The sequence below is a fragment of the Eleftheria terrae genome, assembly GCF_030419005.1.
GTDB classification, from domain to species: Bacteria; Pseudomonadota; Gammaproteobacteria; order Burkholderiales; family Burkholderiaceae_C; genus Caldimonas; species Caldimonas terrae.
Genome location: NZ_CP106953.1, coordinates 242,943 through 269,018 on the forward strand (window position 1 = coordinate 242,943; position 26,076 = coordinate 269,018).

Sequence of the window (26,076 nt, forward strand, 5' to 3'; positions counted from 1 at the left end):
TACAGGAGTGATAGATGAGCAAGCGATCCCTGGCCCAACTCACCGTGTCCCTGCTGATGGCCGCCCTGGCGGGCAGCGCCGCCGCGCAGTCCGGCGGAGGTACTGCTTCGGGCGGTTCGACGCCGGGCAACACCGGTGCGACCGGCTCCAGCGCCACCGGCAGCACCACGCCGGATGCGAGCGGTACCACCGGCTCGCAGTCACACCAGAAGAAGCGTCGCCATTCGCAGCAAGGCGGCAGCACCGGGGCGGGTGGCAGCACCGACAACAGCACGGCCACCATGCCCGGCAGCGGCTCGGGCAGCGGTGCCGCCGGCACCTCCTCCGGTGGAGCGGCAACCGGCAGCGGGAACAGCAATTCCGGCGCGGCCTCCGGCAACATGGGCGGCAGCAGCAAGGGGAACACCCCCTCCACCGGCGGCAGCACCGGCACGAACGGCAGCGCGGGCGGGACCTCGTCGCGTCCGTGAGCCCGGTCGTCCTCGGCCCCGGTGCACTCGAGGATGACAGGCGGCGCGCCGCCGCATCTGCCTGATCCGTGCGGCGGCGGCCATGCCGCCGCCGGGTCGGTGCCACACTCATCGCGTGGCGGCCGCTCCCGGTCGCCTGCCGGTGGTCGGCCCCACCGGGCGCGATGGGCGCCAGCCTCATCTTGCACTGCTGTCCTTCCGACACCGGCTGGCGCGCGGCATCGGCACCTCGGTCGCCGGCCTGTCGGCGCCGTAAACGCTGTGCGCCTTCCAGCGTGCAGCCCATGCCGGCCCGCCGCGCCACCCGGGCGAGCAGCGTCGCACCGCTGCGCTGCTTGCCGAAAGACCGGTCCACCGCCACCTGGAAAGCCGATGTCCATGGCCCTCTTCGACCACTTGTCAGGGCAGCACCTCGAAGTCGGGGATGCGTTGATCTACCACGAAGTGCACGGCGCTGCCGGTGCCGAGCCCTTGCTGTTCCTGCATGGCGGGCTGGGCCACATGGAGGACTTCAATGTGCTGCTGCCGCTGGTGGGTGAGGCCTGGCGCGTCATCGGCATCGACAGCCGCGGTCACGGCAAGTCCACCGTGGGCAGCGAGCCTCTCGGCTATCAACGGCTGCAGCAGGACGCCACAGCAGTGCTGGACCACCTGGGTGTATCAATGACCTCGGCGATCGGATTCAGCGACGGCGGCATCGTTGCCTACCGCATGGCGGCCGAACGGCCTGCCCGGTTTCGGCGGCTGGTCACCATCGGCTCATCCAGCGACGCACCGCAGCAGCCGCAGACCCGCGCACTGCTCGGCGGCATGACGGCCGACCGCTGGAAGGCGAAGTTCCCCGGCAGCGAGGCGTCCTACCGACAACTCAATCCGGCGCCGGACTTCGAAGCGCTGGTCCGCGCGGCGGTCAGCATGTGGCTCGATACCGGCCGTTCCGGCTATCCCGGCAACGCCATCGAAGGCATCAACTGCCCGCTGCTGATCGTGCGGGGCGACGACGACCACCTGGTCTCGCTGCAGCAGGTGGTCGACACCAAGCAGGCCGTCCGCGGTGCGCGACTGCTCAACATCCCGTTCGCGGGCCACGCCGTGCACGAGGACCCGTCCGCCCTGCTGGCCGAGGTGTTGAGGCGCTTCCTGGCGGATTGACCTGCCGTGGCAGCACCGGCACCGGTTGCACGGGCCGCTGCGCCGCTGCCATACCGGCCGCCGCTCACCTGTCACCGCATGGGGGTGCGGGTAGGCAGGCGGTCAGGCCACCTCGAAGGCGCTCACCGCCTGCACCAGGCGCTCGGCCTGTTGCTGCAGCGAGCCGGCAGCGGCGGCGGCCTGCTCGACCAGCGCCGCGTTCTGCTGCGTGGTGCTGTCCACCTGGCTGATGGCACCGTTGATCTGCTCGATGCCGGCCGTCTGTTCCCGGCTGGCCACGCTGATCTCGCTCACGATGTCGGTGACACGGCGCACGCTGGCAACGATGTTCTCCATCGTGCGGCCCGCCTGGCCCACCAATTGGGCGCCGGCTTCCACCTTGCCGGCGGAATCGTCGATGAGCTGCTTGATCTCCTTCGCCGCCGATGCCGAGCGCTGCGCCAGGCCTCGCACTTCCGATGCCACCACGGCGAAGCCGCGGCCCTGCTCGCCGGCACGTGCGGCTTCCACCGCCGCATTGAGGGCGAGGATGTTGGTCTGGAAGGCGATGCCATCGATCACACCGATGATCTCGACGATCTTCTTGGAAGATGCACTGATCGAGTCCATGGTGCTCACGACCTTCTCGACCACTTCACCCCCCTGTTGCGCCACCTCGGATGCCGAAGCTGCCAGGGCGTTGGCCTGCTGCGCGTTGTCGGCGTTCTGCTTGACGGTGGAGGTCAGCTCCTCCACCGACGAAGCGGTCTGCTGCAAGGCACCCGCCTGCTGCTCGGTGCGCTCGGACAGGTCGCGGTTGCCCTCGGCGATCTGGACCGAGGCGATCGAGATGGTGTCGGTGGAGCCGCGGATTTCCTTGACCATGGTCGCCAGGCTCTGCTGCATCTGGCGCATGGCCACGAGCAGGCTGTGGCGGTCGTCCGGCTTCACATCGATGGCCACGGACAAGTCGCCGGCGCCGATGCTGCGCACCACCTGGGTGGCGTAGTCGGGCTCGCCGCCCAGCTGGCGGTAGATGTTGCGCGTCATGCTCCATGCCAGGCCGCCGATGACGAGCATCAAGGCACCGCCGATGGCCAGCAGGATGGCCGCACTGCGCCAGAAGGCCGCCTGGATGTCATCGATGTAGTCGCCGAAGCCGATGATCCAGTCCCAGGGCTTGAAGTGGATGACGGCGTAGTGCTTCTCCACCTCGACCTTGCTGCCAGGACGGGTGCCGAAAGCGGTGACGGTGCCGACCGTCTGCCCTTGCAAGGCCGCCCGGTAGCGCTCCCCCGCCTCCTTGCCGCCCTTGGCGTCGACGATGCCGATGCGCTTGGGGTTGGGATGCACCAGGTTGATGTCGTCACTGTAGCCGCGCACGAAGAAATAGCGCTCGTCCTTGTGCAGGCTGCCGATCAGCTGCTTTGCCTGGCGCTGGGCCTCCTCACGGCTCAGGCTGCCGGCCTTCTCCTGCTCATGGAGCTTTTCGAGCGAGGCATGCGCGAGCACCACCAGGTTCGACAGCTGCGCCGTGCGCTCCTTCACCATGGTCTGGCGCAAGGTCATCAGGGACACCGTCGCCAGTAGCACCATGCCGAGCAGTGCAGCGATAAAGACGGTCAGGACGCGGGTCTTCAGTTTCATGGGATGGACAGGCCGGATGGGCGCGAAAGGCACCGCCCGCGCAGTGGTTCACGATGCGGCAACGTGCGCGGGCGCGCGACGTCGCCAGATCACTGCTCATCGGCCATCCGGGGAAAATCTTGAGTGTGGCAAGCGCCTTTGCCGCGCCGCAGCGCTGGCAGCACGAGCTCCGCGGCCGCTCGGTGCTGCGGCTGTGGCCAGCACGTGGGGTGGCCTTGGGGCGGGCAGGCGGCTGCACAACACCGTCGACCCGGATGCCCACTGGCCAATGACGACCAGTACCGGCGAACGACACCCTCGCGGGGGACGCGGCCACCGGGCGTGAAGCTCCCGGGAGCGCAGCAAGTAGCATCGCGTCGCTGCGGAGGCAGCTCATCCCTGGCCGCGATCGGTTGTGGCCGGCCCGTCCAGCAGCTTGAGCCGCAGACCGACGACCCCATTGATGTTCTGTGCCGGCCAAGCCAGCCCACGTCGCGAAAGTTGTCCTGCTGCTTGACCACCCAGGCCCGGCCGCTCCACCATGGCCCGGACGCCCGCGCCCATCCTCTGCGCGCACTCAGCCAGCGCGTCACCGAGCCAGAGCTCGTCCAGCGTCTTGCCTTTGCCCGGACCGCGAGCGCCCACTGGCGGGCGGACAGCCACGCCGCTCGCACCAGCGGCCGACCCGCGTGCCTGAAGATCGTCGAAGTCGAGCAGGGGCCATCAAGCGCTGTTGCAGGCCGGCCCCACCGCCGCACCGGTGCACGGCGCGGCCGGCCAGCCGGGCCCACGCGGTCCTGGCGATTCACCGCGTCCCACGGCCCGTAGCTGCACTGGTTGCCTTTGCAGCTGCACGCCGGCCGCTTCTCAATAGACTTCCAGCTCTCGGATCGAGAAGCCCCATGGCGTGGCCCGGTTGACACCATAGATCTTCACGTAGCGAGCCGTTTCATCGAACCCGGTGAGGTCATTGACCAGAGCGGTGTTGCTGCCGACGTCACGCACCGTTTTCCAGGTGTGGCCGTCTACCGAGGTCTGCACCTGGAAGTAGCGGGCATACGCCGTTTCCCATACCACCTTGACGCGGCGGATCCGCTGGTTGCTGCCCAGGTCGACGTACAGGTGCTGGTGGTCGGCATAGGCAGACGACCAGCGCGACTCGACGCTGCCGTCGACTGCATTGGCGCCCGGGTAGCCGCTCTCGGTCGAGGACACCGTCACCGGCCGGCCGCGTGCCAGATTGCCGGCGCTCACAGTGCCCCAGCCCGGCATCTCGCTCAGGTCGACGATGCGGGGCGAGTCGTAGAGTCGCTGGATGGACTGCGCGCTGTTGCGCTCGAACACCAGCTCGGCCCAGCCCATCAGGAAGGTCCAGCGGGGCTGGGCCGCCAGCTCTTCCGGGCTCGGCAGCCGGTCGAACTCGCCGATCGCGATGGGCTTGCCGCGAGAGGCCCTCACCATCGCGTCGTACTTCTGCTGCGTGTAGCCTCGCCCGTCGGAACCATAGACGTCAAGGGCGAGCACATCCCAATACCCTTCACCCGGATCGTAGCTGGCAAGGTCGGACTCCAGCGTGGCGAAGTCTTGCAGGTCCCACACCCAGATCAGGTGGCTCAGGCCTTTGGTGCGGGTCATGTAGTCGTGCACGTAGCGGTACAACTTCGCGGTCCCATCCGGCCCCGGCCGGCCGCCCCACCAGAAGGCGCCCTGGTTCATCTCGTGCAAGGGCCTGAACAGCACCTCCACACCGCTGTCCTTCAGCGCCTGCAGGTGAACGGCAATCGCATCCAGGCGCGAGCGCAGCACCCCATTGAGCCAGGTTCCCTCGGTCAACAACTGACGCCACTCGTCATCCGACAGCTTGCGCTGCACGCTCGAGTCCCAGCCACAGGGCTCCGCTGTCGCCGGCGAGCAGGTGTGCCACATCAGGTTGACCAGCGCGCCATTGCGCCACTCGGTCTTGGCCTGCTCGATCATGGCGGCACGATAGTGGATGTCGTGTTGCGAGAACAGAAAGTCGCCGCTCCACAGTCCCGGGTAGCGGCCGGTGACGTTCTTGATCTGGGCGGTCCACTTCGCCGGGTCGCTGTTCGGCTCCCGGTTGTGTTGCCCGGCCACCGTCTTCTGGCCCGAGATGCTGTAGAGATAGTTGAGCGACTTGTGGCGGGTCTGTCCCCAGGACGCCGCGGACATCGCCATCGCGAGTGCAGCGATGGCCATACTCTTGCACGTCAATCGCATGTGGATCGTCTCCTGTATCGTTGTATGGGCAGCTCGGGACCTTGCTTCGCCTCCGGGCGCACGCGCTTGCGGTGAACCGGCAGGGCGGCCTTGATGGCCGGCGACGAAGGTCAGCAGCGCCACCGTACCGAGACAGGGCGTGACTCTCTGTGTAGAAGCGCGTCTGGCGGTGAAAGGGTCGGTGCGATGTCTCTCCCCGGCAGGAATCACTGGGTCGGCAACCTTTCGCGCCGGACGCTTCCTGCCCTGGGCGCGGCCCGAGGCGCCTGGGGGGGGCGACCTGTCCGCACCCGCAGCAGCCCCGCCGGACCCCGCTGAGCGGACAGGCTGGCCACAAGGGACACGGCCCGCGTCGTCGCCTCGCCGGGGCGCGTTCGACGTCACCGGTACCTCGCGCGGGCCTTCAGGGGCGCGGCCACACCCGTGCACCGTGGCCATCGGCCAACCACAGGTAGGGCCAGGCGGCAGAGAGCTTGAGCTCTGCACCCGCAATGCCGGAGGTGGCTGAATTCCAGTACGGAGCGCCACCGTCGCGCAGGACGAGGTTGCCGTCTGTCTGGAAGGTCAACGAGCACGAAGCGGCGGAGCATTGGTGTCCCGTCGTATTCGAGGCCCACAGTGCTCGGCCATTGCTGTCGTAGACCACCAGGTTGCCGTCACCTTGCAGGGTCAGGTGCCCGCCATGGAAGCGGGCGGCAGCCAACGCAGGCAGATGGAAGGCGCCGGATGGAGCCTCCAGCGTGCTACTCGTGGTGAAAACAGGGGTGCCGTCGGCCGCCTGCACCATCAGGAACGGGCTTCGCGCGGTCACTTTCAGGTGGCCACCCGGTGCGGTGGTGTGCGTGGCCCAGTAGGCGTGGCCGCGGTCGTACAGGATGAAATTGCCATCGGCTTGCAGCACCGCGCTGCACGTACTGGCACCGCACTGGCGCCCCACCGTGTTGGTAGCCCACAGCGGCCGGAACGCGGCGTCGTACACCACAAGATTGCCGTCATGCTGGAATGCCAGGGTGTACCCGCCACCCGAGCGCATCGAGCCCGGTGCCATCACCAGCGTGCCAGCGGCGAAGACCATCGGCAGCCCCGACGTGATGAAGCCGGAGCGCCCCGGTTGCCGCGCGGCTGCCGTGACCGTCCGCGTGACCTGCAGGTACCAGTCGGGCGGCAGGGTCATGCCATCGGAGGCCAGTGTCACGTTCGGGAAGGCGGCTGGAGCGGCGGCTGGCGCAGCGGCCAGCTTGAAGATCGCAGTCGCCTCATCGACCTCGTCGAACATGGCCACGTAGTTGGACACCAGACCCAGCGCCGCGTATTCGCGTGCCTGTGTCCACATGAACTGGCCACCCGCGCGGGGAATCTCGTTCAGTCGCTTGCTGCCCTTGCTTCCATTGCGAAAGCTGTAGCCCGGGAACACGACCGGCAGGTAGCGCTGGTCGCGCTGGCGGACGACGGCCAGATCCTGGCTTGTACGGGAACGGATGAAAGCCGACGCTGAAGCATCGTCGGCATACCGCCCGACCGTCCAAGGCGAAATGATGTCGAGGCTGGCATAGTAGGAAGGCCATCCACTGCCGCTCAGCGCGTCCCCGCTGCCGGTGCGCCACTGCGACGGCACCCCGCCCATCACGCTGGCCCTGTATTTCACCGGCGCACCGGTGTGCAGCCAGTTGACGAATGCCAGCGCATCGTCAGCAGAGGCCGTCTCGTTGCCCGCCAGCCCGAAGCCCCACACCGCAAGCAAGGGCTTGCCCCTGAAGGTCTGATACGAGCTGGAGGCAGTGACGCCCGCGTCGACCACCGACCGCCAGCGCGTCTTCAGGCACTCCACCAAGGCGGCACCGGTGTTGCACGTCTTCGAGTTCTGCGCACCGGAGACGTCGAACATGATGACCAGCTTGCGGCCTTGCGCTTCGGCACCGGCTCGGGCCTTGCGCGCGATGTCGAGCCGGTAATCGGGCGAGTCGACGACGAACCACTGGAGGAAGGCGCCGGCGATGTCATATTCACGCATCCACCGAAAGTGCGTGTCGATGACGCGGGCGCTCGCCGAGGAATAGGCCAGGCTGGGGCTGCCGTCGCCATTGCTGAGGCCGGTGGCCTGAAGCGCGTCCGCCGGGTACTCGGCCACGTCCGGCCACATGTCGACACTCATCGTCGACGGGGTGGGCGGATGGGTGTGCGACCAGTGGAACCAGTTGCGCCCCTGGCCATCCGCGGGAATGTTGAACCACGCTTGATAACCGACGAACGTCTTGTGCTCGAAACCCTCGGGCGTCACGGGGCCGGCGTCCGCCGTGCCGCACACCCATGCGGCACACAACGCTGACATGGTGAGCCGGCAGCCCGCACTCGCTTTGAATCTCATTCCTGTCGTCCTCCTGGGTTCGGTGTTCTATGACGTGTTCTGACATCGACCCCGGGCGGACGGGCGCTCAACCCCATGCCCACCCGGCCTCGCCTGTGGGCGCGGCAGCTGCGGCAGGCAAAGCAAGGATGTCGTCCGGCACCGTTGTCGAGCACCCGAAAGGGCCGGCACGGCCCGCCATCGAGGGCAGGCAGTACGCATGGGAGTCTTGCGACTCTGGCACGGTGCGGCAAGGTCTCCCGGACCGGCGGCTCGAGGGCCGGCACCGGCGGGTGAGCGTGTGCTGACCGCGGCACAGCGTGGACGCGCCGCCGCGCCTCCACGCCGGATGGCGGCAGGCCGGCCTTGGCCGCCCACTCTCCGCCTCTCCCAGGAACTCGCGGGTGCGCGTCATTCTGGTCGACAGGCTCAGCGCCAGCCCGGGCTGCGGCACGGTGGCCAAGCTGCGCTTGGCTTGTTCAGGCGGCAGCAGCTGGTGCCGAGGGATTCTGCCGGCCTTCCCCAGCTGCCAACTGCTTCACGAAACAAGGCGGCAGTGCGGCGACCCTGGCGGGCCGGTGCTCCAGGAGCGGCAGCCGCTCAATGGCCGCAACGCGGCCTGCCGTGCGTCACACCGCCTTGCGGCGGCGGGCGCGCCAGCCGAGCAGGCCCAGACCGCCGGCCAGCAAGGCATAGGTCGCCGGCTCGGGGACCGGCAGCGGGTTCACCATGCCAGACGCCAGGGCGGCGACCGACAGAGAGCCAGCCAGGCCCTGGCTGCCGCTTTCGAAAGTCAGGGACAGCCGCCGGCTATCGGCCAGCACGCTGTGCAGCCGGTACAGCTCGCCGCTCAGGTGGTCGGAATAGTCGGTGACGCCGTCGGCGCCATAGAAATCGAGGTGCACATAGGCGTCCAGCCTGCGGTCTTGGTTCAACAGGGAGCCGTCGTCCTCCAGTCGGATGCTGGCGTCGAGCGAAATTTCGAGACGGGTATTCGCCTGCAGCTGGAGGTTCAGCCACCGGCTGGTCACGCTGTCGGCCGCGCCATGCGCGCCGAAGCTGATCGCGGACCGGGCGTTGGCCGCCCCGATCCCGAGGCCGCCGTCGGCACTCACCGCCGCGGCCGCGACGCCTCCCGTCACCGGACTGGCCGGCGTGGCGTCCCAGATCCGCGTTTCATGGACGCCCGGCATCAGCTCCCCGGAGGGCAGCCGGTGGAAGACTTCATTGAAGGTGCTGGTTTCACCGGTGAAGCTGTAGCCAGCCTCGATGCCGTCGTTCAGGTCGAGATCGATCACCGTGAAGGTGAAGCGCTCCCAGCTGGCTTCCGCACGCGGGCCGGCATGGGCGAGCCCCGCAACGGTGCAGCCGAGCGCGACGGACATGGCCGCCAGGCGGTTCACCCATTTGCGCCGCTGCGTGTGGCTGCGCGCGGTTGTATTGAATAGGTGCACGATTCCCTCCTGAACTTTGCTTTTCGGTTGCGCACGCAAGAAGCCGGCGCGCTGCAAGTATAAGAAGAACGAACCGGACTCATAGGCCCCCTATTTCGGGTGCCGCAGAGCGCGCTTTCGGCACCGGCGGGCCGCAGGAAATGCCTTAAACTGGCCGCCCTCCAAGGACCCCTTCCATGCCCGCTTGCCGCATTCCCGGACCGGTCGGCACGACCGACTTCTGTATCGACATTGCTGACGGCACGATGGCACTCGCCGCGTCCCCGGTGGCCCAGCCGGTGGGTGCCGCCCCGGTGAAGTCGATTCCCCTCGACGACGACACGCGGGCGCTGGCCGCCGTGGCTTACGGAGAGGGCTCCACCGGCAACGTGTTCGAAGAGATGGCCGCCATCGCCAACGTGCTGGTGCGCCAGCAGAAGGCGCGCGGTTACGCCACGATCAGCTCCTTCATCAAGGCCGACAAGACCTTTGCCTTCGCTGCCCACGACGGCAACCAGCGCTACAACAAGCTGATGAAGGCCAGCGAGAAGGACATCGCTGCCGACCCCGGCATGGACGCCGCCGTGCGCGGCGCGCGCAACGCGCTCTCGCAGAGCCCGACCGACTATTCGAACGGCGCCTATTTCTGGGACGGCGCCGACATCAAGTCCAACTACGCCAAGCATGTGAAGGTGCGGGCCGGCATCAAGTTCGGCGACGCCAGCCACAACATCTACGGCATCTCCGAGAAGGAAGTGCCTGGCGAAGAGTGGTGGCGCGACGCCAACGGCAACAAGACCAAGCTGCGCGGCAAGTGGACCCACAAGTACGACTCGACCGCGGCGTGGGGCGGCACGATCTTCTGGAAGTACAACGGCGATTTCATCAAGGCGACCCACAACAAGGAATACAACTGATGCGGCGCGTTTTTCTCGGTGTGGCTCTCGCGCTCGGGGCCTGCGGTGCCTGGGCCGGCAGCACGGTGTCGAACGCCACCGAGCTGCGCGACCTGCTGCGCGGCCAGGCGCAGCCGGCGACGCTCGAGCCCCTGAAGAGCGAAAGCGGATGCGGCCCCGCCGGCTGCAGCGTCGACCTGGAGCGGCTGTCTATCCGGGTGGAGCCAGGCTTCATCCAGCAGGCGCGCGGTGCACGCCTGCGCCTGGTGGAGCACAAGCACAAGGACGGGCCGGCGCTGCCCGAAATCGACTGGACGCCAATGGACGCCTACCAGGTGTTCAACGCCGGCCGCCGCTGGGGCAGCTGCATCGAGTTCTCGCACAGCGGCATGGGCAAGAGCGGCAGCTACCAGCGCTGGAGCAGCGTGGTCCTGGTCCCCTTCCGCGGCGAGCGGCCGGGCAAGACGGCGCACCGTTTCGTGGGCTACTGGACCGGCTGCGACTCGCTGCAAGCCGGCGACAAGCCGGGCGAGGTGGTGTTTCCGGTCGTCGAGCGGGCGGCGGAGCATGCGCCGGCTCCTCTTCACCTGATGCGCTACCAGTGCAGCGTGCAACGCTGCAGCGGCAGCGAGGATGCGCGCAGCGTCGCGCGCCACCCCACCGATGAAGGCGGGGCCCTGGTCGTCGAGGGCCAGTAGAGACGGTGTAGACACCGTGTAGGCAGGGTGCGAGGCACCGCCCGGAGCCCCACGCGCAAGTCGCGGCCAGCCCTGCCGGCGCGCTCCATGCCCCACCCTGCGCACCAGCGGCTTCGGGCACGCGTCGTGCCGGCAGCGCGATGCGTGCGGTATTCGATCCAAGGAAGTCGAGCCAGCCCGTGATGCCACCGGCATCGCCACGGTGCATCACCCACACTCCCCTCGAACAGGTCCGAGCACATGAGGCTTGAGCCGCAGAGCGGCGCCGCGCAAGCGCCGCCGTGACGGGCAACAACGATTCGATCAGCAGTCTCGAAGGCGGAGCAAGCGATCAGGGGCCGTGGTGACGCTCGGCGAGAACGTCCTCCGAGCGCCTGGGCCGCCGAGAGGCCGGCTATCGGCAAGCGGAAGCCGCCAAGGCTCCATGAAGTGGCAGCAGCCGGTCCACGCTCGACCGTTCACGCGGGCCAGCGATGAACCTAGAATTCATTGACGCGACATGAGCAGCGTGTCGCCTCGGCGCGGTTGTTTCGAAGCAGCGACTCCACCATGCAGACGCCGGCCGGGACGGCCCCCCGGACACCGCCTCCCGATGACCGCAGCGCGGTCGTTGAGAGGGCTTGCGGGGGTGGTGGCGACCTCCCTGCTCGGCGTCATGTGGTGGTCGACCCGCAGGCCGGGCCTGCCAGGAGATCCCAGCATGCCAGGGAGTCGCCGCCCCCACCGGAGGCCATCATGAACGAATCAGGGCAGGACATCTCCTGCCGGCAGGACGCAACAGACCGTCCCCCATCGTCCCCGCTTCCCGCCGATCGCAACCCGGGCTGCGGCGATGTGCGGGCGCCGGCCGTCGGCAAGTCACTGCGTGCCGCCCTCAAGGGCCAGACACCGTGCCTGCTGTGGCTCACGGGCCTGTCCGGTGCAGGAAAGTCGACGATTGCGAACCGGGTCGACTGCAAGCTCCATGCAGCCGGGAAGCACAGCTTCTTGCTGGACGGAGACCACCTCCGGCAGGGCCTGAACAAGGATCTCGGTTTCACCGAAGGCGACCGGACAGAGAATGTGCGGCGGGCGGCAGAGGTGGCCAGGCTGATGGTGGATGCAGGGCTGATTGTCATTGCGGCCTTCATCTCGCCGATGCGTGCCCAACGCCAGGCCGCACGTGCACTGTTCGCGCCAGGCGAGTTCCTTGAAATCCACGTGGATGCGCCCCTGGCTGTCCTCGAACAACGCGACCCCAAAGGTCTGTACCGGAAAGCCCGGATGGGCCTCATCAAGGACTTCACCGGCATCGACTCGCCATACGAACCGCCCTGCTGCCCTGAACTCCATCTGGAGACCACCGGTGTGAGTGCCGAGGCAGCCGCCGACCAGATCATCGCCACCTTGCAAGCCCGCGGCCTGCTGCCTCCACCGCCCTGCAAGTAGCACGTGCATGCGAACCGCCCGGTGGTGCCTGCAGGCAAGCAAGTGCGCCGGATCAAGCCAAAGGAGGGCGCGATGTCAGGCCGACTCATCATCTCCATGCTCGATCTCGTGGAACGCCCCCTGGGACGGCCCCGATGGAATGAGGCGGTGACGCGCTTGCACCGGCCCGAGCGAAAACGACTTGAGGCGCTGCTGCTCGATCCCCGCGCAGGCGGGTCGGTGGAGCACCTCGACCTGCGCTATCCCGGCGCGACCCAGGCCATGGAGTTCGGCGAATTCGCCACCGCCGGCGTCGGCGACATCGATGGCGACGGCCGCCCGGAGATCGTGATCGCTGTGACGCCGACGGGCGGTGCCTGCTACGTGATGGCGCATCGCTACGACCGCGGGACGTGGCGGCCCGAACCGATCAACCGGGAGATGGAGGCGGTGGATTTCATCCGCAGCATGGCGCTCGGCGACCTCGATGGCGACGGATGCGACGAGATCGTGATCGGCACCCGCCCGGATGGCGCCACGCTGCTTCTGCACCGGCAAGCCGCGGGCTACGTCGCCGAGCTCATCGACTCCCGGCAGCAGGGCGCGGGGATCTCGAACGTCCGCGAGGTCACCATCGGTGACCTGGGCGGGGGACGGCCCGAGGTCTTCACCGCCTCGGCGCGCAGCAATACGCGCCCGAAGTGGGACCAGACGCCAGACCTCAAATGGGATCCGGTGCCCGGCCACATCTTCCGCCACCACCGGATCAACGGCCGCTGGCAGCGCACCCTCGTCGAGCAGCACGGCGGCGTGACGCACACACGTGTCCTGCGCATCGGCGAGCTCGCCGGTGCGCAGCGCCTCGTTTCCTGCTCGGTCGGCGTGTACGACAACAAGCAGCAGCGCATTGACCCCGCGCCGGTCCTCCGCATGCACACGCTCGGCGGGGACGGCAGCTTCACGAGCGAGACCATCGACGTCCTCGAGGAGGCCATCATGTGCCGCAGCATGGCGATCGGCGACATCGACGGTGACGGACGCAACGAGTTGGTGGTCGGCACGCGATCCCTCGCCTTCGGTGGGCGGGGAACGACCTTCCTCTACGCCTACAAGCACGACCCCGCCACCGCAGCCTGGACGCGGATGACGCTGGACACCAGCGAGCCCCTGGGGTTTCGCTCGCTGATCCTCGCCGATCTCGACGGCGATGGCCGGCTGGCGGTGATTGCGTCGGACGACGGCAAGGGCCTGATCAAGGCGTACCGGCTGCGCCATGGCGCATGGCAAGCCGAGGTCATCCTGTCGCGCCCCAACTTCATCTTCTGCACCGCGATGGGAGTGGTCAGCCGCTGGTGATCCAGCGCACCGGAATCATCGGCAGGCGCGGGGCAAGCGGACCGCACCGAGATGCACCGGGCCCGGTCAGGCAACGAAAGGCACCCATCGGTACCGCACCTTCCGCATGTACGCGACGTAATCGGTGTCCTTCTTCAGGAATTCTTCCTCGATGAGGCTTTTGACGATGAAGAGCACGATGAGCGTCGAGGTCATCAGCAAGTTCACGACGGAAAACATCTGAAGATTGAGGCTCAGGTACGTGAGGAACACCGTCGTGTAAATCGGATGCCGGACGAAGGCGTAGGGACCGGTCGTCACCAGGTTGCGCTGCGCCGGCACGATGCTGATGTTGCGGCCGAGCGTCAGCCGGCTCGTGATGCCAAGCAGCAAGGCCGCACCGGCGACGGCGTTGGAGATCCACGGCGAAACCAGCGGCACCCCCGGCTGTGCAAAGAACGCGGGGCCGAAGGTGCCGTAGGTCGGCACGAATGCAAGCAGCCAGAACCAGCCATTGGTCGTGGTCCGGCGGGGAGGCCGCCGGGTCACCATCCCTGCAATGAAGAGGAAGGTGTTGGTCTGCGCCACCAGAACGGGAAACGCAAACTCGACATGGCGGAACCGCCAGTAGAACAGATAGGCCCAGGGAACGACGGCAATGATCGCCACGATCCGGTCCAGGGGGAAAACATCGCGGAACGTGGTGTCCTGAGGAGCAGTCATGGAAAATTGCCTCTGCCCGGTGGTGATGATGACTGGCGTGCCAGAGTCAGCGGCTGGACGCCGGCTCCCTGATCGATCGCAGGATCAGATCTCGATGCCTTCCCCCACGGTCCGCCCATCGGCATCCAGCAGGTAGGTCGCACGCTCGAATCCCTCCGCCGAGAAATGGCGGACCTGTTGGCCTCCCTGGGCATCGACAATCGCTTCAACGCGCCCGAAGGTCTTGCCGAGCAGGTGGCTCATCGCTGGCGAGCACCGGTTGAGGGTGACCTCATGGACCGACCATTCCCGTGGGAACGAGACACCACGGTATCTGCGCCCGTGGATATCGACGAGCCACAGCATGCTGCGATGGATGTCGACACAGGCGAACAAGCCGTCGTCCAGCTCGGAGGCGCTCTGCAGGAACTCGGTGAGCGATGCGGAACGCACCTGCTGCGGCGTCTCCCGGAAGGATAGGCGCCGCACCACCTGAAAACCGTCATCCAGCAGCAGCAGCTCGCCGCGACGCGTGTCGGCCACGTAGTAACCGCCTTCGCTGCGTGGGTGCAGCTTGTGCGGGTTGATGAGACCGGACGCAATGGTGGTCGCTTCGCAGGTGGCCTTGTCCACACGGATCGCACCGCCCTGCTGGAACAGGGTCACCAGCACACTCTCATCGCGATCGTAGAACGCGCCGTTGATATGGACCGGACAGAGCCGGGTCGGGATCCCGAACTCGTGCTGCGAGGGATCGTCGACGACGACCACCTGGTGGCCCTGGGCAAGCAGCGCCTCGCCCCGCTCCCGGGACCGGACGAAATACTCGCCGAGCCGGGACCGATTGAGCCCATGGTCCCAGGCAAACCATTCCCAGCAGGTGGTCCCGGTGGAGATGTCGAACTCGAAGACCGCATCGAAGCCGGAAGACGATACCAGCAGCCGATCCCCCTTGCCCGAGATCTGCACACTGTGCGCCTGGCGCAGCCAGGGGTGCCGGAAGGACCGTTTCAGCCCGCTGTCCACCTCCACCACCTCGACATAATTGCCACCGCAAAGCGCGACCCGGTTGTCAGCCATGTCGATGCAATACGGTTCCAGCGCAGAGAAGCTCCACTCGGCGTCGTCCAGCGTCCAGGTGAACCGGTCGTGTGCCAGGGAGTAGGCCACCACCAAGCCATGGTAGAAGGGACGCACCCTCTCGCGTCCATGGATCTCGGGATGTTGCCGGGCTCGCTGCGCCTCCTGGCGACAGTTCTTGTCGACCTGGAAGCAGTTCTTGACGATCGCGATGATCTTCAGGTTCTCGCCCAGATGGACATCATGCCGAAAGGTGGCAATGTCCTCGCTGGTCGATTCGACATGGGGATTGGAGGTGAGGTGAAGTGACCTGTACATGTCATGCCCTTTCCCTGGCGTGCGTTGTCGTGATCACGAGCAATCGACCATGCCCATCGCGTTGACGAAGATGAAGTTGGGACGCGACAGGATGACCTCGGCCTGCCATGCACCGTCGCGGAACCGGTAAGCCTTGACCAAGCCTTTGCCGTCATCCGACGCAATCACCACCGGCCGGCCTTCGCCGTCAAGATCGGCCAGGGTCACGCAGTGGAAGCCCAGGGGCTCGCTGGTGTCGAGCGTCTGCCGCGACCACGCCCCGGCGGTGGCGTCGTACTTGAAGAGGTAAAGGAAGGTGGCTCCGTAGTCACCGAAGCCCAGCGACCGGGTGCCGACCACCAGCTCGTTGGCTCCATCGCCGTCAATGTCGCCGATGGCCAGGCTGCGGGACTTGATCGCATTTTCAAGAACAGCGATCGTCTCTCGCTCCACAGTGCCATCAGGCGCGAGCCTGTGCATCTGGAGCACGGGCTCGGGATCGATGCGGTGATGCTGGGTGTCGTGCACGCCCACGGCACAAGACACCACCTGCTCGAGGCCTCGTACCTTGCCAACGCGCAGCATGCGCGTGTGCGTCTGCCCGCCGTGATCCTCGATCACCGATCGCTCCCAGCGTCCGCCGGTCCTGCGGTAGCGGAAAATGGCTCCAGGCACGCGGTCCCATTTCACCGGCTCGTTGGCGCGAGCCGAAGCCGCAAAGACATCGAGCTGCCCCGTATTGCCAATGTCGCCGATGGCGACTTCACGGATGTTCGAATTGTTGGCGCCCTGCTGCTGCGTATCGATCAACGCGGCGGTGTAGCCGGAGGGCCCGCGCTCGAAGAGCACGATGGCGCCATCGGGACGGGTGCCGATCACGATCTCGTCACAGCCGTCCCCGTCGAGGTCGCCCAGCGCGACACTGCGAATGAAGTCCACCGACTCGATGTTGCGTTGGATGGGCTCGGCCTGCCAGCGCCCGCGGTCGCAGCGGTAAGCCAGCAGGTAGGGCGGCGCGCCCGTTGGCGTCACGGCAAGCACGATCTCCGGCTGGCCGTCGCCATCGATGTCGCCAATCTCGGAGACGACAAACTCGCCACTGTCGATCGCCTCCGCGGCCCCGGGATAGCGCAGGTCGAGGCGCTCCACCGACCATCCCGCCCCGGGATCGAGCAGCAGGACCTCGAGCCGCTTCTGCTCCGGTCGGCTCGATCGGGTGACCGCTTCAGTCCAGCCGGCTCCTCCCAAGGGTCGCCCGACCAGATCGAGCATGGAGATGATCAGTCGACGTGCCACGTGTCCCCTCCAGATCCATTCGGCGTGCTGGTTTGCACAGGCGGCCGGCCGCAGGGCCGGGCTGGACACATTTCGCCGATTGCCATTCCAGATCTACCGTGAGGTGAAGCGGGCCGGTTCACGGGGCGGCCTACCCGCCGATGTCACCCTGTGAGTACGTCCAGGCCTCTGGACGATGCCGTCCGGAGTCCAGGCCGAAGACCCACTGCGCGATCACGCATCAGCACCACACCACTTCGTCGCTGTTCGGCAGCGTCGGCATGAGCGCCTGGCCCTTCGTCCGATGAGGGCCCCCTGCAACGCCTGAGATGACTCGTAGACGTACAACCTGCACTCATTCTTCGCCAGCCGATGCGATTGATGATCAGCTCATGTGACTTCTATCCTTAGAGCGTTACGGCACGGAATCAAAGTGGAAAGCCGACACACTTACAGATGACTCTCATCGTTGCAAAGCGTGCATGTATGAGGCAATGGGCCGCGTTCCGGTGGTGATGACTCAGCCCCATCTTGATGCGCAGCTCAGTCAGGGGTGCGCACTGACAAGCAGTAGGTGAGATCAGCTGCTGCCCCGCGGCGGCCGAGTTGCGGCTGACGACGCCGTCTCGGCCTTTGCCTGCCTCAGAGCACCAGTGATTCACTGACTCGCCGGGCAGGCAGGAACACGCTGCATCTGTCCTCCCCTGTGGCAGTGCTAGCGATCAGCCGGTGGCGCCTGCACGCAACTCGAGCGCGGAACCGGGCACCTGACTGAAGGGCCGCCGCCTTCTTGGCGTCCGCCTCGTGCTGAACATCATCCGGGCCATTTCATCGCCTGCTGGCGTCTCATCGGGCTCTCGGCACTTCGTCAGCCGGACCGGCGTTGCTTGGGTTGCGCGCTGCACGGGCCTCCAAGCGGCACTGGCCGCCCCCGCTGCTGGCCGATGTGGATCGGTCGGCTCAGCCGCCTGCGCGGGGGGCGACCGTGGGGGCCGCCCAGTCAAGAGGGGCCAGAACGGGCGACCGGTCACGCATCCGCATGCACACTGGCCGTTCATTGCACCTGGTGCCCTGCACCACGAGCAACAGAAGAGCTTCGCGCGGCATCCTGAAGGAAGGAAGATACGATCGGCGCATGACGGCCCTCCTTCGCCTCGCCCCACCGCGCTTCAGCCGACGCGACCTGTTCCATGCGTGGTGGGTCGCCACCCTCTTCAGCGGCTTGCCCTCCACGCTGCACGCGCTGTCCACCGGGGGCGACCTGCTCGAGGCCACCCGCGCCGCGGGCCAGATGCTGCTGCCGGGGGTGAACGACACCGTCATTCTGTTCGGCGCCGCCGCGCTGGTCCACCCTGCAGTGTCGCTGTTCTGGGCCCTGGTGTTCGCACGCCTGCTGCCACGCACGCGGACCTGTGGGTGGGCGACGGCAGGCGCAGCCGCGGTCGCCCTGCTGGACCTTTGTGTCATCGCGCCCTGGGCCTTCCCTGCGGTGGCGGCACTGCCGTTCTGGCCACAGCTTGCAGACCACCTCGCTTGGGGTGCCCTGCTCGGCGGGACGCTGCAGTGGCGCCAGCGCCGGCACGCCCGGGCGCGATAAAGCCCAGTGGCTCCCAGTCGATGCGGCTTCAGCGGTCAAGGCGGGCTCAGTCGACCTTGCAGACATCGGCAACGGTCGCCTCGCGACGGTTCGCATCCCTCAGGCCGTGAGGCGGCTGAGCTTCTGTGCCGGCAGCACGCCGCCTCCAGCTGGCAGAAGCCCCCCAAGTGCTTCGACGAGCACCGCGCTCCGGCCGCCGCCCCGAATGCTGCCCCTCGCCAGCGTTGCGCCGCCGTGCCCCGATGCCCGACATCGCATCGCGAGCGAAGAGCCTCGTTACCAGTGCCGCGTCGCCGACCCGTGCATCGCCTCGGCCCGCGCCTGCTGCAAGCTGCAGACATGGCACGCCGGTGACCGGGCGCTAGAACCGGCCGGCCCGCCACCCGCCCACCCTGCATGCGCGCCGGCCGCTCCTTGCGGCTTGTCATGCATTGACCGGAACAGCCGGGCCCGCCGCCCCGGGAAGCCGCCAGCTTGCGCCTGAACTCACGATCGCGGCCCCTTGCTGCCTCCCTGGCCCGTCCTTGACCCAGTTTAAAGACAGCGGGGCACGCCAGGATGACCATGGCACCGCTCGCCACCAGACGATGGACAGCCGCCCGGCGAGGCAAGCCCGACTCACGATCGCGGCCCGATCAAGCTGCTCCACGACGCAGAGGACACTCGATGAACACCATGAAGATCACTCGGCTGACGGCACTCCTCCTGTCCGTCTTGGCGGCCACAGGCGTGCAGTCGCAAGACAAGAAGGACGTCACCCCACCCGAGGTGAACTACCAGGCCGGTGGATCGCCAATCCGCGACGTGCCCATGTACCAGAGCACCAACCCGAAGGCGCCGCCCATGACGCAGGCCGAGTTCGATATCGGCCGCAAGACCTACTTCGAGCGTTGTGCCGGCTGCCACGGCGTGCTGCGCAAAGGCGCCACCGGCAAGCCACTCACGCCCGACATCACCATCGGCAAGGGCACCGACTACCTGAAGGTCTTCATCGCCTATGGCTCGCCGGCTGGCATGCCGAACTGGCTCACCTCCGGCGAGATGGACGAGAAGACGGTCGACCTGATGGCACGCTACATCCAGCAGGACCCGCCCACACCGCCGGAGTTCGGCCTGGAGGACATGAAGCAGACGTGGAAGGTGATCGTTCCGCCCGAGCAGCGGCCGACCCGGAAGATGAACAGCTACAACATCGAGAACATCTTCTCGACCACGCTGCGCGACACCGGTGAGGTCGCGCTGATCGATGGCGACACCAAGCAGATCATCAACATCATCAAGACCGGCTACGCCGTGCACATCTCGCGCATGTCGGCTTCCGGGCGCTACCTGTTCGTGATCGGGCGCGACGCGAAGATCAACATGATCGACCTGTGGATGGCCAAGCCGGACAACGTCGCCGAGATCCGCATCGGCCTCGAGGCCCGCTCGGTCGACACCAGCAAGTACAAGGGCCCGGCCGGTGATTTCACCGACAAGCTCGCCATCGCCGGCGCCTATTGGCCGCCGCAGTACGTGATCATGAAGGGCGACACGCTGGAGCCGCTGAAGGTGATGGCCACCCGCGGCATGACGGTGGGCAAGCAGGAATACCACCCCGAACCGCGGGTTGCCTCGATCGTCGCGTCTCACTTCAAGCCGGAGTTCGTGGTCAATGTGAAGGAAACCGGCAAGTCCCTGCTGGTGGACTATTCCAACCTCGACGCGCTCAAGGTCACCGAGATCGGCTCGGCGCCCTTCCTGCATGACGGCGGCTGGGACTCGACCAAGCGCTACTTCATGGTGGCCGCCAACCAGAGCAACAAGATCGCCGTCATCGACGCCAAGGAAGGCAAGCTGGCCGCCCTGGTCAATGTGGGCACCATCCCCCACCCGGGCCGTGGCGCCAACTTCGTGCATCCGAAGTTCGGGCCGGTGTGGTCAACCGGTCACCTGGGTGACGAGACGATCTCGCTGATCGGCACCGACCCGGTCAAGCACAAGGCCTATGCCTTCAAGAAGGTCGCCGAGCTGAAGGGCCAGGGCGGCGGGGCGCTGTTCATCAAGAGCCATCCGAAGAGCCGCCATCTCTATTCGGACACGCCGTTGAACCCCGATCCCAAGATCTCCCAATCGGTGGTGGTGTACGACATCGACCAGCTCGACAAGGGCTACACCGTGCTGCCGATCGCCGAATGGGCCGGCCTGGGTGACGACGGCGCCAAGCGCGTCGTGCAACCCGAGTTCAACAAGAACGGCGACGAGGTGTGGTTCGCGGTCTGGTCCGCCAAGAACAAGCAGAGCGCCCTGGTGGTGGTGGATGACAAGACGCTCAAGCTGAAGACCGTGATCAAGGATCCCCGCCTGATCACGCCTACCGGCCACTTCAACGTCTACAACACGCAACACGACGTCTATTGACGCGCCAGGCAGGGCGGCACCACGCCCGCCCTGCCCACGCGCACGAAGGAGCGCCTCATGAACACGCAGGTCCTCGCCGCGCTGGCCCTCACCCTGGCAGCCACCGGCGCCGCCGCCGGCACCGAAGAAGCGATGAACCAGGCCGGATGCATGGCCTGCCATTCGCGGGACAAGAAGATCGTCGGCCCCTCGTTCAAGGACATCGCGGCCAGATACAAAGGGCAGGATGTCATCGCCACCCTGATGCAGAAGGTGCGCACCGGTGGCAAGGGCAGCTTCGGGCCCATCCCGATGGCGCCGACCGGCCCCGACAAGATCAGCGACGCTGACCTGAAGGCGGCCATCGAATCCATCCTGAAGAGCTGAGGCGCCCATGCGCCCCCAGCTGCTTCCCTCGCCCTGCCTGGCTGCCCTGGTGCTGTCGCTGGCCTGCCTGCCCGCGGCTGCCGACCCGGATGCCGCCCGGGCCCGCCAGCTGGTGCGCATGGTGCGGCAGGACTGTGGCTCCTGCCATGGCATGAAGCTCACCGGCGGCCTTGGCCCGGCCCTCACCCGCGAAGCGCTGGCCGACAGGCCGGTCGACTCGCTGGCCGCCACCATCGTGCACGGCCGCCCCGGCACCGCCATGCCGCCGTGGCGCTCCATGCTCACCAGCGAGGAGGCGCGCTGGATCGCCGAGCGCCTGCTTGCCGGCTTCCCGGCCGAAGCGCCATGACGCCGGCCCGCCCGTCCACCTGCCGCGCGCCCCGGCGCACGGCGCCGGAGACCTCTCCATGAAAAACCTGCTCCTCCTTCTGCTCGCCGTGCTGGCCGGCTGCGCTGCCGCCCCGGGCCCGGCCGGCACCGGCGACCTCGGCGTCGTCATCGAGCGCGGCCGCGGTACGCTGGCCATCGTGAACACCAGCGAGCGCACCGTGCTCGCGGAGGTGCCGGGCCTCGGCGATCTGTCGCACGCCTCGGTGGTGTTCTCGCGTGACGGTGGCAGCGCCTTCGTGTTTGGCCGCGACGGTGCGCTGACCCGGGTGAACCTTTCCACCCGCCGCATCGAGCAACGCATCCAGCAGGCCGGCAACTCCATCGGCGGGGCCGTCTCTCAGGACGGCACGCTGGTGGCAGCGCAGAACTACCAACCCGGCGGCATCAAGGTGTTCGACGCCCGCACCCTCGCGCTGGTGGCCGACATCCCGGCCGAGTACGCGCCCGGCCAGCGCTCGCGGGTGGTGGGCCTGGCCGACCTGCCGGGCCGGCGCTTCGTGTTCTCGCTCTTCGACGCCGACCAGATCTGGATCGCCGACTTGTCCGAGCCCACCCGGCCGCGGCTCACCCGGTTCGAGAATGTCGGCCGCCAGCCCTACGACGCGCTGGTCACGCCCGACGGGCGGCACTACATCGCCGGCTTGTTCGGCGAAGATGGCCTGGCGATGATCGACCTGTGGGCACCGCGGCCCACCGTGCGCCGCATCCTCGCCGGCTATGGCCGCGGCCAGCAGGCGCTGCCGGTGTTCAAGATGCCGCACCTGCGCGGCTGGGCCGTGGCGGGGCGGCATGCCTGGCTGCCGGCCATCGGCCGCCACGAGGTGCTGGTGGTCGACACCGACACCTGGGCCGAGGTCGGCCGCATTCCTGTCGCGGGCCAGCCGGTCTTCGTGATCGCCCGCCCGGACGGCCGCCAGGTGTGGGTCAACTTCGCGGTGCCGGACTACGACCGCGTGCAGGTCATCGACACCCAGTCCCGCCAGGTGGTGAAGACGCTGGAGCCCGGCAAGGCGGTGCTGCACATGGAGTTCACGCCGCGCGGCGAAGCAGTGTGGATCAGCTCGCGCGACGCCAACCGCGTCTCGGTGGTGGATACCGCCAGCTTCGCCACACTGGCCACGCTGCCGCTCGACGCTCCCAGCGGCGTCTTCTTCACCAGCCGTGCGGCCCGCATCGGGTTCTGACCATGGACCAGCCACTGGACCTGCTCAACCGTTGGCAGCACGGCTTCCCGCTGGGGCCGACGCCCTTCGCCGACATCGCGGCGCAGGCTGGCCGCAGCGAAGCCGAGGTGCTGGCCGCCTACCGCCGTGCCCTGCAGGACGGTGCGCTGAGCCGCATCGGCGGTGCCTGGGCCGCCGGTGCCGGCGGCGCCGCGCTGCTGTGCGCCCTGGCCGTGCCGCCGGCCCGGCTCACCGGCGTGGCGGCGCAGGTGGACGCGCTGCCGGGCGTCAACCACAACTACGAGCGCGAGCACCGTTTCAACCTCTGGTTCGTCATCACCGGCCGCGACCTGCCCGGCCTGCAGCACCAGCTGGCCCAGCTGGAGCAGCACACGGCGCTACCGGTGCTGCGCCTGCCCATGCAGCGGGTCTACCGCATCGACCTCGGCTTCGACCTCGAAGGCCGCGCGCCCGCCACACGCGTCACGGTGCCGGCCGCAGCCGCGGTGCCCCGCGTCGAGCCGGCCGAGGCCCCGCTCGCCGCCCTGGTGGAAGGCGGCCTGCCCCTGGTGCAGCGGCCCTTCGCTGCATGGGCGCAGCAGCTCGGCTGGCCGGAGCCGCAGGTGCGCGAGACCCTGCAACGTTGGCTCGCACAGGGCACGCTGCGGCGCTTCGGTACCGTGGTGCGGCATCACGAGCTGGGTTTCGCCCACAACGCCATGACGGTGTTCGACGTGCCCGACGCCAGGGTGGACGCCTGCGGCGGCGCCCTCGCCCGCCAGCCCGGGGTGACGCTGTGCTACCGCCGGGCCCGCGCCGACGGCTGGCCCTACAACCTGTACTGCATGGTGCACGGGCGCGAGCGCCAGGCTGTGCGCCAGCTGATCGCAGGCGCCGCCCGGGCGGCCGGCCTGCAGCAGCACCCGCACGAGGTGCTGTTCAGCCGGCGCCGCTTCAAGCAGCAAGGCGCCAGCTACTTCCGCACTCCTGCCACCGAGGCCATCCATGCCGATGCCTGACACCCCCGCCCTGGCGACGTTCGCCCTGCCCGACCGCACCGACCTGCGCCTGATCGACCACCTGCACGGCGGCCTGCCGCTGACCGAACGCCCCTTCGCCGAGGTGGGGGCGGCGCTCGGGCTGCCCGAGGACGAGGTGATCGAGCGGCTGGGCCGCCTGCTGGCCCGCGGCACGCTGACGCGGTTCGGCCCGCTGTTCCAGATCGAGCGCGCCGGTGGCCAGTTCGTGCTGGCCGCGCTGGAGGTGCCGGAGTCGGCATTCCAGCGCATCGCGGCCATCGTCAACCAGCTGCCGGAGGTGGCGCACAACTACCGCCGCGAGCACCGGCTGAACATGTGGTTCGTGGTGGCCGCCGAGTCGCACGAGGCGGCACGGGCCGCGCTCGACCGCATCGGCCGCCTGACCGGCCTGCCGGTGCACGCCTTCCCGAAGGAGCGCGAGTACTTCGTGGGCCTGCGCCTGGCTGCCACCGTGGAGGAGGGACCTCATGGCACTGAGTGATTTCGACCGCGCGCTGATCGCCGCCACCCAGACGGGCCTGCCGCTTGTGGCTCGCCCCTATGAAGCGGTGGGCGCAATGCTGGGCGTGAGCGGCGAGCAGGTGCGCGAGCGGCTCGGGCAGATGCTCTCGGACGGCCTGATCCGCCGCATCGGCGCCGTGCCCAACCACTACCGCCTGGGCTACGTCGCCAACGGCATGACAGTGTGGGACGTGGACGACGCGCAGGTCGATGCCCTCGGCGAGCGGGTGGGGGCCCTGCCCGGCGTGAGCCACTGCTACCGCCGCCCGCGGGAGCGGCCGCTGTGGCCCTACAACCTGTTCGCCATGGTGCATGGCCGCAGCCGCGAGGAAGTGGAGCGGCAGGCCGAAGCCATCCGCACGCTGCTCGGCGCCGCCTGCGCAGCCAACGACATCCTCTACAGCAGCGCCATCCTCAAGAAGGCCGGGCTGCGGCTCAAGGAGAACTGAACATGTTCCGCGTTTCCCAGTACATGCGCGAGCTGGCGCAGGCCGAAGCCGACGGGCACTACCCCACCACCGCCCGGCGCAGCGAGGGCCACCCCGCGGCCGGCCCGGTGGTCATCTGGAACCTCATCCGCCGCTGCAACCTCACTTGCAAGCACTGCTATTCAATCTCGGCCGACCATGAATACGCCGGCGAGCTGAGCACGCAGGAAGTGTTCACCGTGATGGACGACCTCAAGGCCTTCCGGGTGCCGGTGCTCATCCTCTCCGGCGGCGAACCGCTGCTGCGGCCGGACCTGTTCGAGATCGCCGCACGGGCGAAGGCCATGCGCTTCTACGTCGGCCTGTCCACCAACGGCACGCTGATCGACGCCGCGATGGCCGACCGCATCGCCGCGCAGGGCTTCGACTATGTGGGCATCAGCCTGGACGGCATCGGTGCCACGCACGACCGCTTCCGCCGGCTCGACGGTGCCTTCGACCGCAGCCTGGCCGCCCTGCGCCTGCTGCACGCGCGCGGCGTCAAGGTGGGCCTGCGCTACACCATGACGGCGATGAACGCGCACGACCTGGCGCCGCTGCTGCAGCTGATGCAGGACGAAGCGGTGGACAAGTTCTACTTCTCGCACCTGAACTATGCGGGTCGCGGCAACATCCATCGCGCCCGCGATGCGCAGTTCGCGGCCACCCGCGCCGCGCTCGACCTGCTGTACCAGACCGCCTGGGACGCCGCGCTTTCCGGCAGCGGGCAGGACTTCGTCACCGGCAACAACGATGCCGACGGTGCCTACCTGCTGCAATGGGTGCAGCAGCGCCTGCCACGCTGGGCCACGCCGCTGCGCGAGCGGCTGGTGGCGCGGGGCGGCAACGCCTCGGGCGTGAATGTGGCGAACATCGACAACCTCGGCATCGTGCATCCGGACACCATGTGGTGGCACCACCCGCTGGGCAGTGTGCGGGAGCGACCGTTCTCCGAGATCTGGCTGGACACCCGCGATCCGCTGATGCAGGGCCTGAAGGCCAAGCCCCGGCCGGTGGGCGGCCGCTGCGCCGGCTGCCGGTACTTCGAGCTGTGCGGCGGCAACACCCGCGTGCGGGCGCAGCAGGTCACCGGCGATCCATGGGCCGAAGACCCGGGCTGCTACCTGGACGACGACGAGATCGGCCGTAGCGGTTGCGGCCCGGCGGCAGCGCGGGTGCTGTCCACGCCCTTCGCCTACCAAGCCCATTGAGGTCCG

At 67.9% G+C, this 26,076-nt stretch carries 22 protein-coding genes; 15 read left to right on the top strand and 7 right to left on the bottom strand.

Annotated features, from left to right (window positions below; genetic code table 11):
- Window positions 1–14 precede the first annotated feature (14 nt).
- Window positions 15–470: a hypothetical protein gene (locus tag N7L95_RS27915; RefSeq protein ID WP_301260904.1), complete on the top strand. Its 456-nt coding sequence runs from the start codon at window positions 15–17 to the stop codon at window positions 468–470.
- Window positions 471–842: 372 nt separating this feature from the next.
- Complete coding sequence (locus tag N7L95_RS27920) at window positions 843–1,622, top strand: alpha/beta fold hydrolase (RefSeq protein ID WP_301260905.1); 780 nt, start codon at window positions 843–845, stop codon at window positions 1,620–1,622.
- 102 nt (window positions 1,623–1,724) lie between these two features.
- Here N7L95_RS27920 and N7L95_RS27925 read toward each other — a convergent pair whose 3' ends face one another.
- The 4 genes from N7L95_RS27925 to N7L95_RS27940 all read right to left on the bottom strand — a co-directional run bounded on the left by N7L95_RS27925 (window position 1,725) and on the right by N7L95_RS27940 (window position 9,197).
- Window positions 1,725–3,248 carry a methyl-accepting chemotaxis protein gene (locus N7L95_RS27925; RefSeq protein WP_301260906.1) on the bottom strand — a complete coding sequence of 508 codons (1,524 nt, stop codon included), beginning with the start codon at window positions 3,246–3,248 and terminating at the stop codon, window positions 1,725–1,727.
- Window positions 3,249–4,094: 846 nt separating this feature from the next.
- Window positions 4,095–5,468: a glycosyl hydrolase gene (locus N7L95_RS27930; RefSeq protein WP_301260907.1), complete on the bottom strand. Its 1,374-nt coding sequence runs from the start codon at window positions 5,466–5,468 to the stop codon at window positions 4,095–4,097.
- Between the two features lie 403 nt (window positions 5,469–5,871).
- A complete protein-coding gene (locus tag N7L95_RS27935; RefSeq protein ID WP_301260908.1) occupies window positions 5,872–7,833 on the bottom strand; it encodes a hypothetical protein in 1,962 nt (653 codons plus the stop codon).
- A 608-nt stretch (window positions 7,834–8,441) separates the two neighbouring features.
- The gene (locus N7L95_RS27940; protein ID WP_301260909.1) at window positions 8,442–9,197 is read right to left on the bottom strand and encodes a PEP-CTERM sorting domain-containing protein; all 756 of its coding nucleotides are present in this window, start codon (window positions 9,195–9,197) and stop codon (window positions 8,442–8,444) included.
- A 245-nt stretch (window positions 9,198–9,442) separates the two neighbouring features.
- Here N7L95_RS27940 and N7L95_RS27945 point away from each other — a divergent pair, with 245 nt between their 5' ends.
- The 4 genes from N7L95_RS27945 (at window position 9,443) to N7L95_RS27960 (ending at window position 13,602) form a co-directional block, all read left to right on the top strand.
- Window positions 9,443–10,162, top strand: coding sequence for a hypothetical protein (locus N7L95_RS27945; protein WP_301260910.1), 720 nt, complete (start codon window positions 9,443–9,445; stop codon window positions 10,160–10,162).
- Window positions 10,162–10,839, top strand: a complete 678-nt coding sequence (locus N7L95_RS27950; RefSeq protein WP_301260911.1) for a hypothetical protein — start codon at window positions 10,162–10,164, stop codon at window positions 10,837–10,839. Before N7L95_RS27945 ends, N7L95_RS27950 begins: the two co-directional genes overlap by 1 nt.
- 735 nt (window positions 10,840–11,574) lie before the next feature.
- Entirely contained in the window at window positions 11,575–12,267 is a 693-nt protein-coding gene (gene cysC / locus N7L95_RS27955) for an adenylyl-sulfate kinase (RefSeq protein WP_363324894.1), read from the top strand.
- Between the two features lie 72 nt (window positions 12,268–12,339).
- Window positions 12,340–13,602, top strand: coding sequence for an FG-GAP-like repeat-containing protein (locus N7L95_RS27960; protein WP_301260912.1), 1,263 nt, complete (start codon window positions 12,340–12,342; stop codon window positions 13,600–13,602).
- Between the two features lie 66 nt (window positions 13,603–13,668).
- Here the strand turns inward: N7L95_RS27960 and N7L95_RS27965 are convergent, their stop codons facing one another.
- The 3 genes from N7L95_RS27965 to N7L95_RS27975 all read right to left on the bottom strand — a co-directional run bounded on the left by N7L95_RS27965 (window position 13,669) and on the right by N7L95_RS27975 (window position 16,956).
- The gene (locus N7L95_RS27965) at window positions 13,669–14,133 is read right to left on the bottom strand and encodes a methyltransferase family protein (RefSeq protein ID WP_435870124.1); all 465 of its coding nucleotides are present in this window, start codon (window positions 14,131–14,133) and stop codon (window positions 13,669–13,671) included.
- A 255-nt stretch (window positions 14,134–14,388) separates the two neighbouring features.
- Entirely contained in the window at window positions 14,389–15,681 is a 1,293-nt protein-coding gene (locus N7L95_RS27970; RefSeq protein ID WP_301260914.1) for a hypothetical protein, read from the bottom strand.
- A 33-nt stretch (window positions 15,682–15,714) separates the two neighbouring features.
- Window positions 15,715–16,956, bottom strand: coding sequence for an FG-GAP repeat domain-containing protein (locus N7L95_RS27975; protein WP_301260915.1), 1,242 nt, complete (start codon window positions 16,954–16,956; stop codon window positions 15,715–15,717).
- A gap of 1,114 nt (window positions 16,957–18,070) precedes the next feature.
- Between N7L95_RS27975 and N7L95_RS27980 the strand changes: the two genes are divergently transcribed.
- The 9 genes from N7L95_RS27980 to nirJ all read left to right on the top strand — a co-directional run bounded on the left by N7L95_RS27980 (window position 18,071) and on the right by nirJ (window position 26,070).
- Entirely contained in the window at window positions 18,071–18,532 is a 462-nt protein-coding gene (locus N7L95_RS27980; protein WP_301260916.1) for a hypothetical protein, read from the top strand.
- Window positions 18,533–19,198: 666 nt separating this feature from the next.
- Window positions 19,199–20,932, top strand: coding sequence for a nitrite reductase (locus N7L95_RS27985; RefSeq protein ID WP_301260917.1), 1,734 nt, complete (start codon window positions 19,199–19,201; stop codon window positions 20,930–20,932).
- A gap of 57 nt (window positions 20,933–20,989) precedes the next feature.
- The gene (locus tag N7L95_RS27990; RefSeq protein ID WP_301260918.1) at window positions 20,990–21,298 is read left to right on the top strand and encodes a c-type cytochrome; all 309 of its coding nucleotides are present in this window, start codon (window positions 20,990–20,992) and stop codon (window positions 21,296–21,298) included.
- A 7-nt stretch (window positions 21,299–21,305) separates the two neighbouring features.
- On the top strand, window positions 21,306–21,647 hold the full coding sequence (locus N7L95_RS27995; protein WP_301260919.1) for a c-type cytochrome: 342 nt from the start codon (window positions 21,306–21,308) through the stop codon (window positions 21,645–21,647).
- Between the two features lie 58 nt (window positions 21,648–21,705).
- A complete protein-coding gene (locus N7L95_RS28000; protein ID WP_301260920.1) occupies window positions 21,706–22,872 on the top strand; it encodes a cytochrome D1 domain-containing protein in 1,167 nt (388 codons plus the stop codon).
- A gap of 2 nt (window positions 22,873–22,874) precedes the next feature.
- A complete protein-coding gene (gene ahbB, locus N7L95_RS28005; RefSeq protein WP_301260921.1) occupies window positions 22,875–23,870 on the top strand; it encodes a siroheme decarboxylase subunit beta in 996 nt (331 codons plus the stop codon).
- Window positions 23,863–24,372 carry an Lrp/AsnC family transcriptional regulator gene (locus N7L95_RS28010; RefSeq protein ID WP_301261185.1) on the top strand — a complete coding sequence of 170 codons (510 nt, stop codon included), beginning with the start codon at window positions 23,863–23,865 and terminating at the stop codon, window positions 24,370–24,372. Before ahbB (N7L95_RS28005) ends, N7L95_RS28010 begins: the two co-directional genes overlap by 8 nt.
- Window positions 24,359–24,841 carry a siroheme decarboxylase subunit beta gene (ahbB, locus tag N7L95_RS28015; protein ID WP_301260922.1) on the top strand — a complete coding sequence of 161 codons (483 nt, stop codon included), beginning with the start codon at window positions 24,359–24,361 and terminating at the stop codon, window positions 24,839–24,841. Before N7L95_RS28010 ends, ahbB (N7L95_RS28015) begins: the two co-directional genes overlap by 14 nt.
- Window positions 24,842–24,843: 2 nt before the next feature.
- Window positions 24,844–26,070: a heme d1 biosynthesis radical SAM protein NirJ gene (nirJ, locus tag N7L95_RS28020; RefSeq protein ID WP_301260923.1), complete on the top strand. Its 1,227-nt coding sequence runs from the start codon at window positions 24,844–24,846 to the stop codon at window positions 26,068–26,070.
- Window positions 26,071–26,076 lie beyond the last annotated feature (6 nt).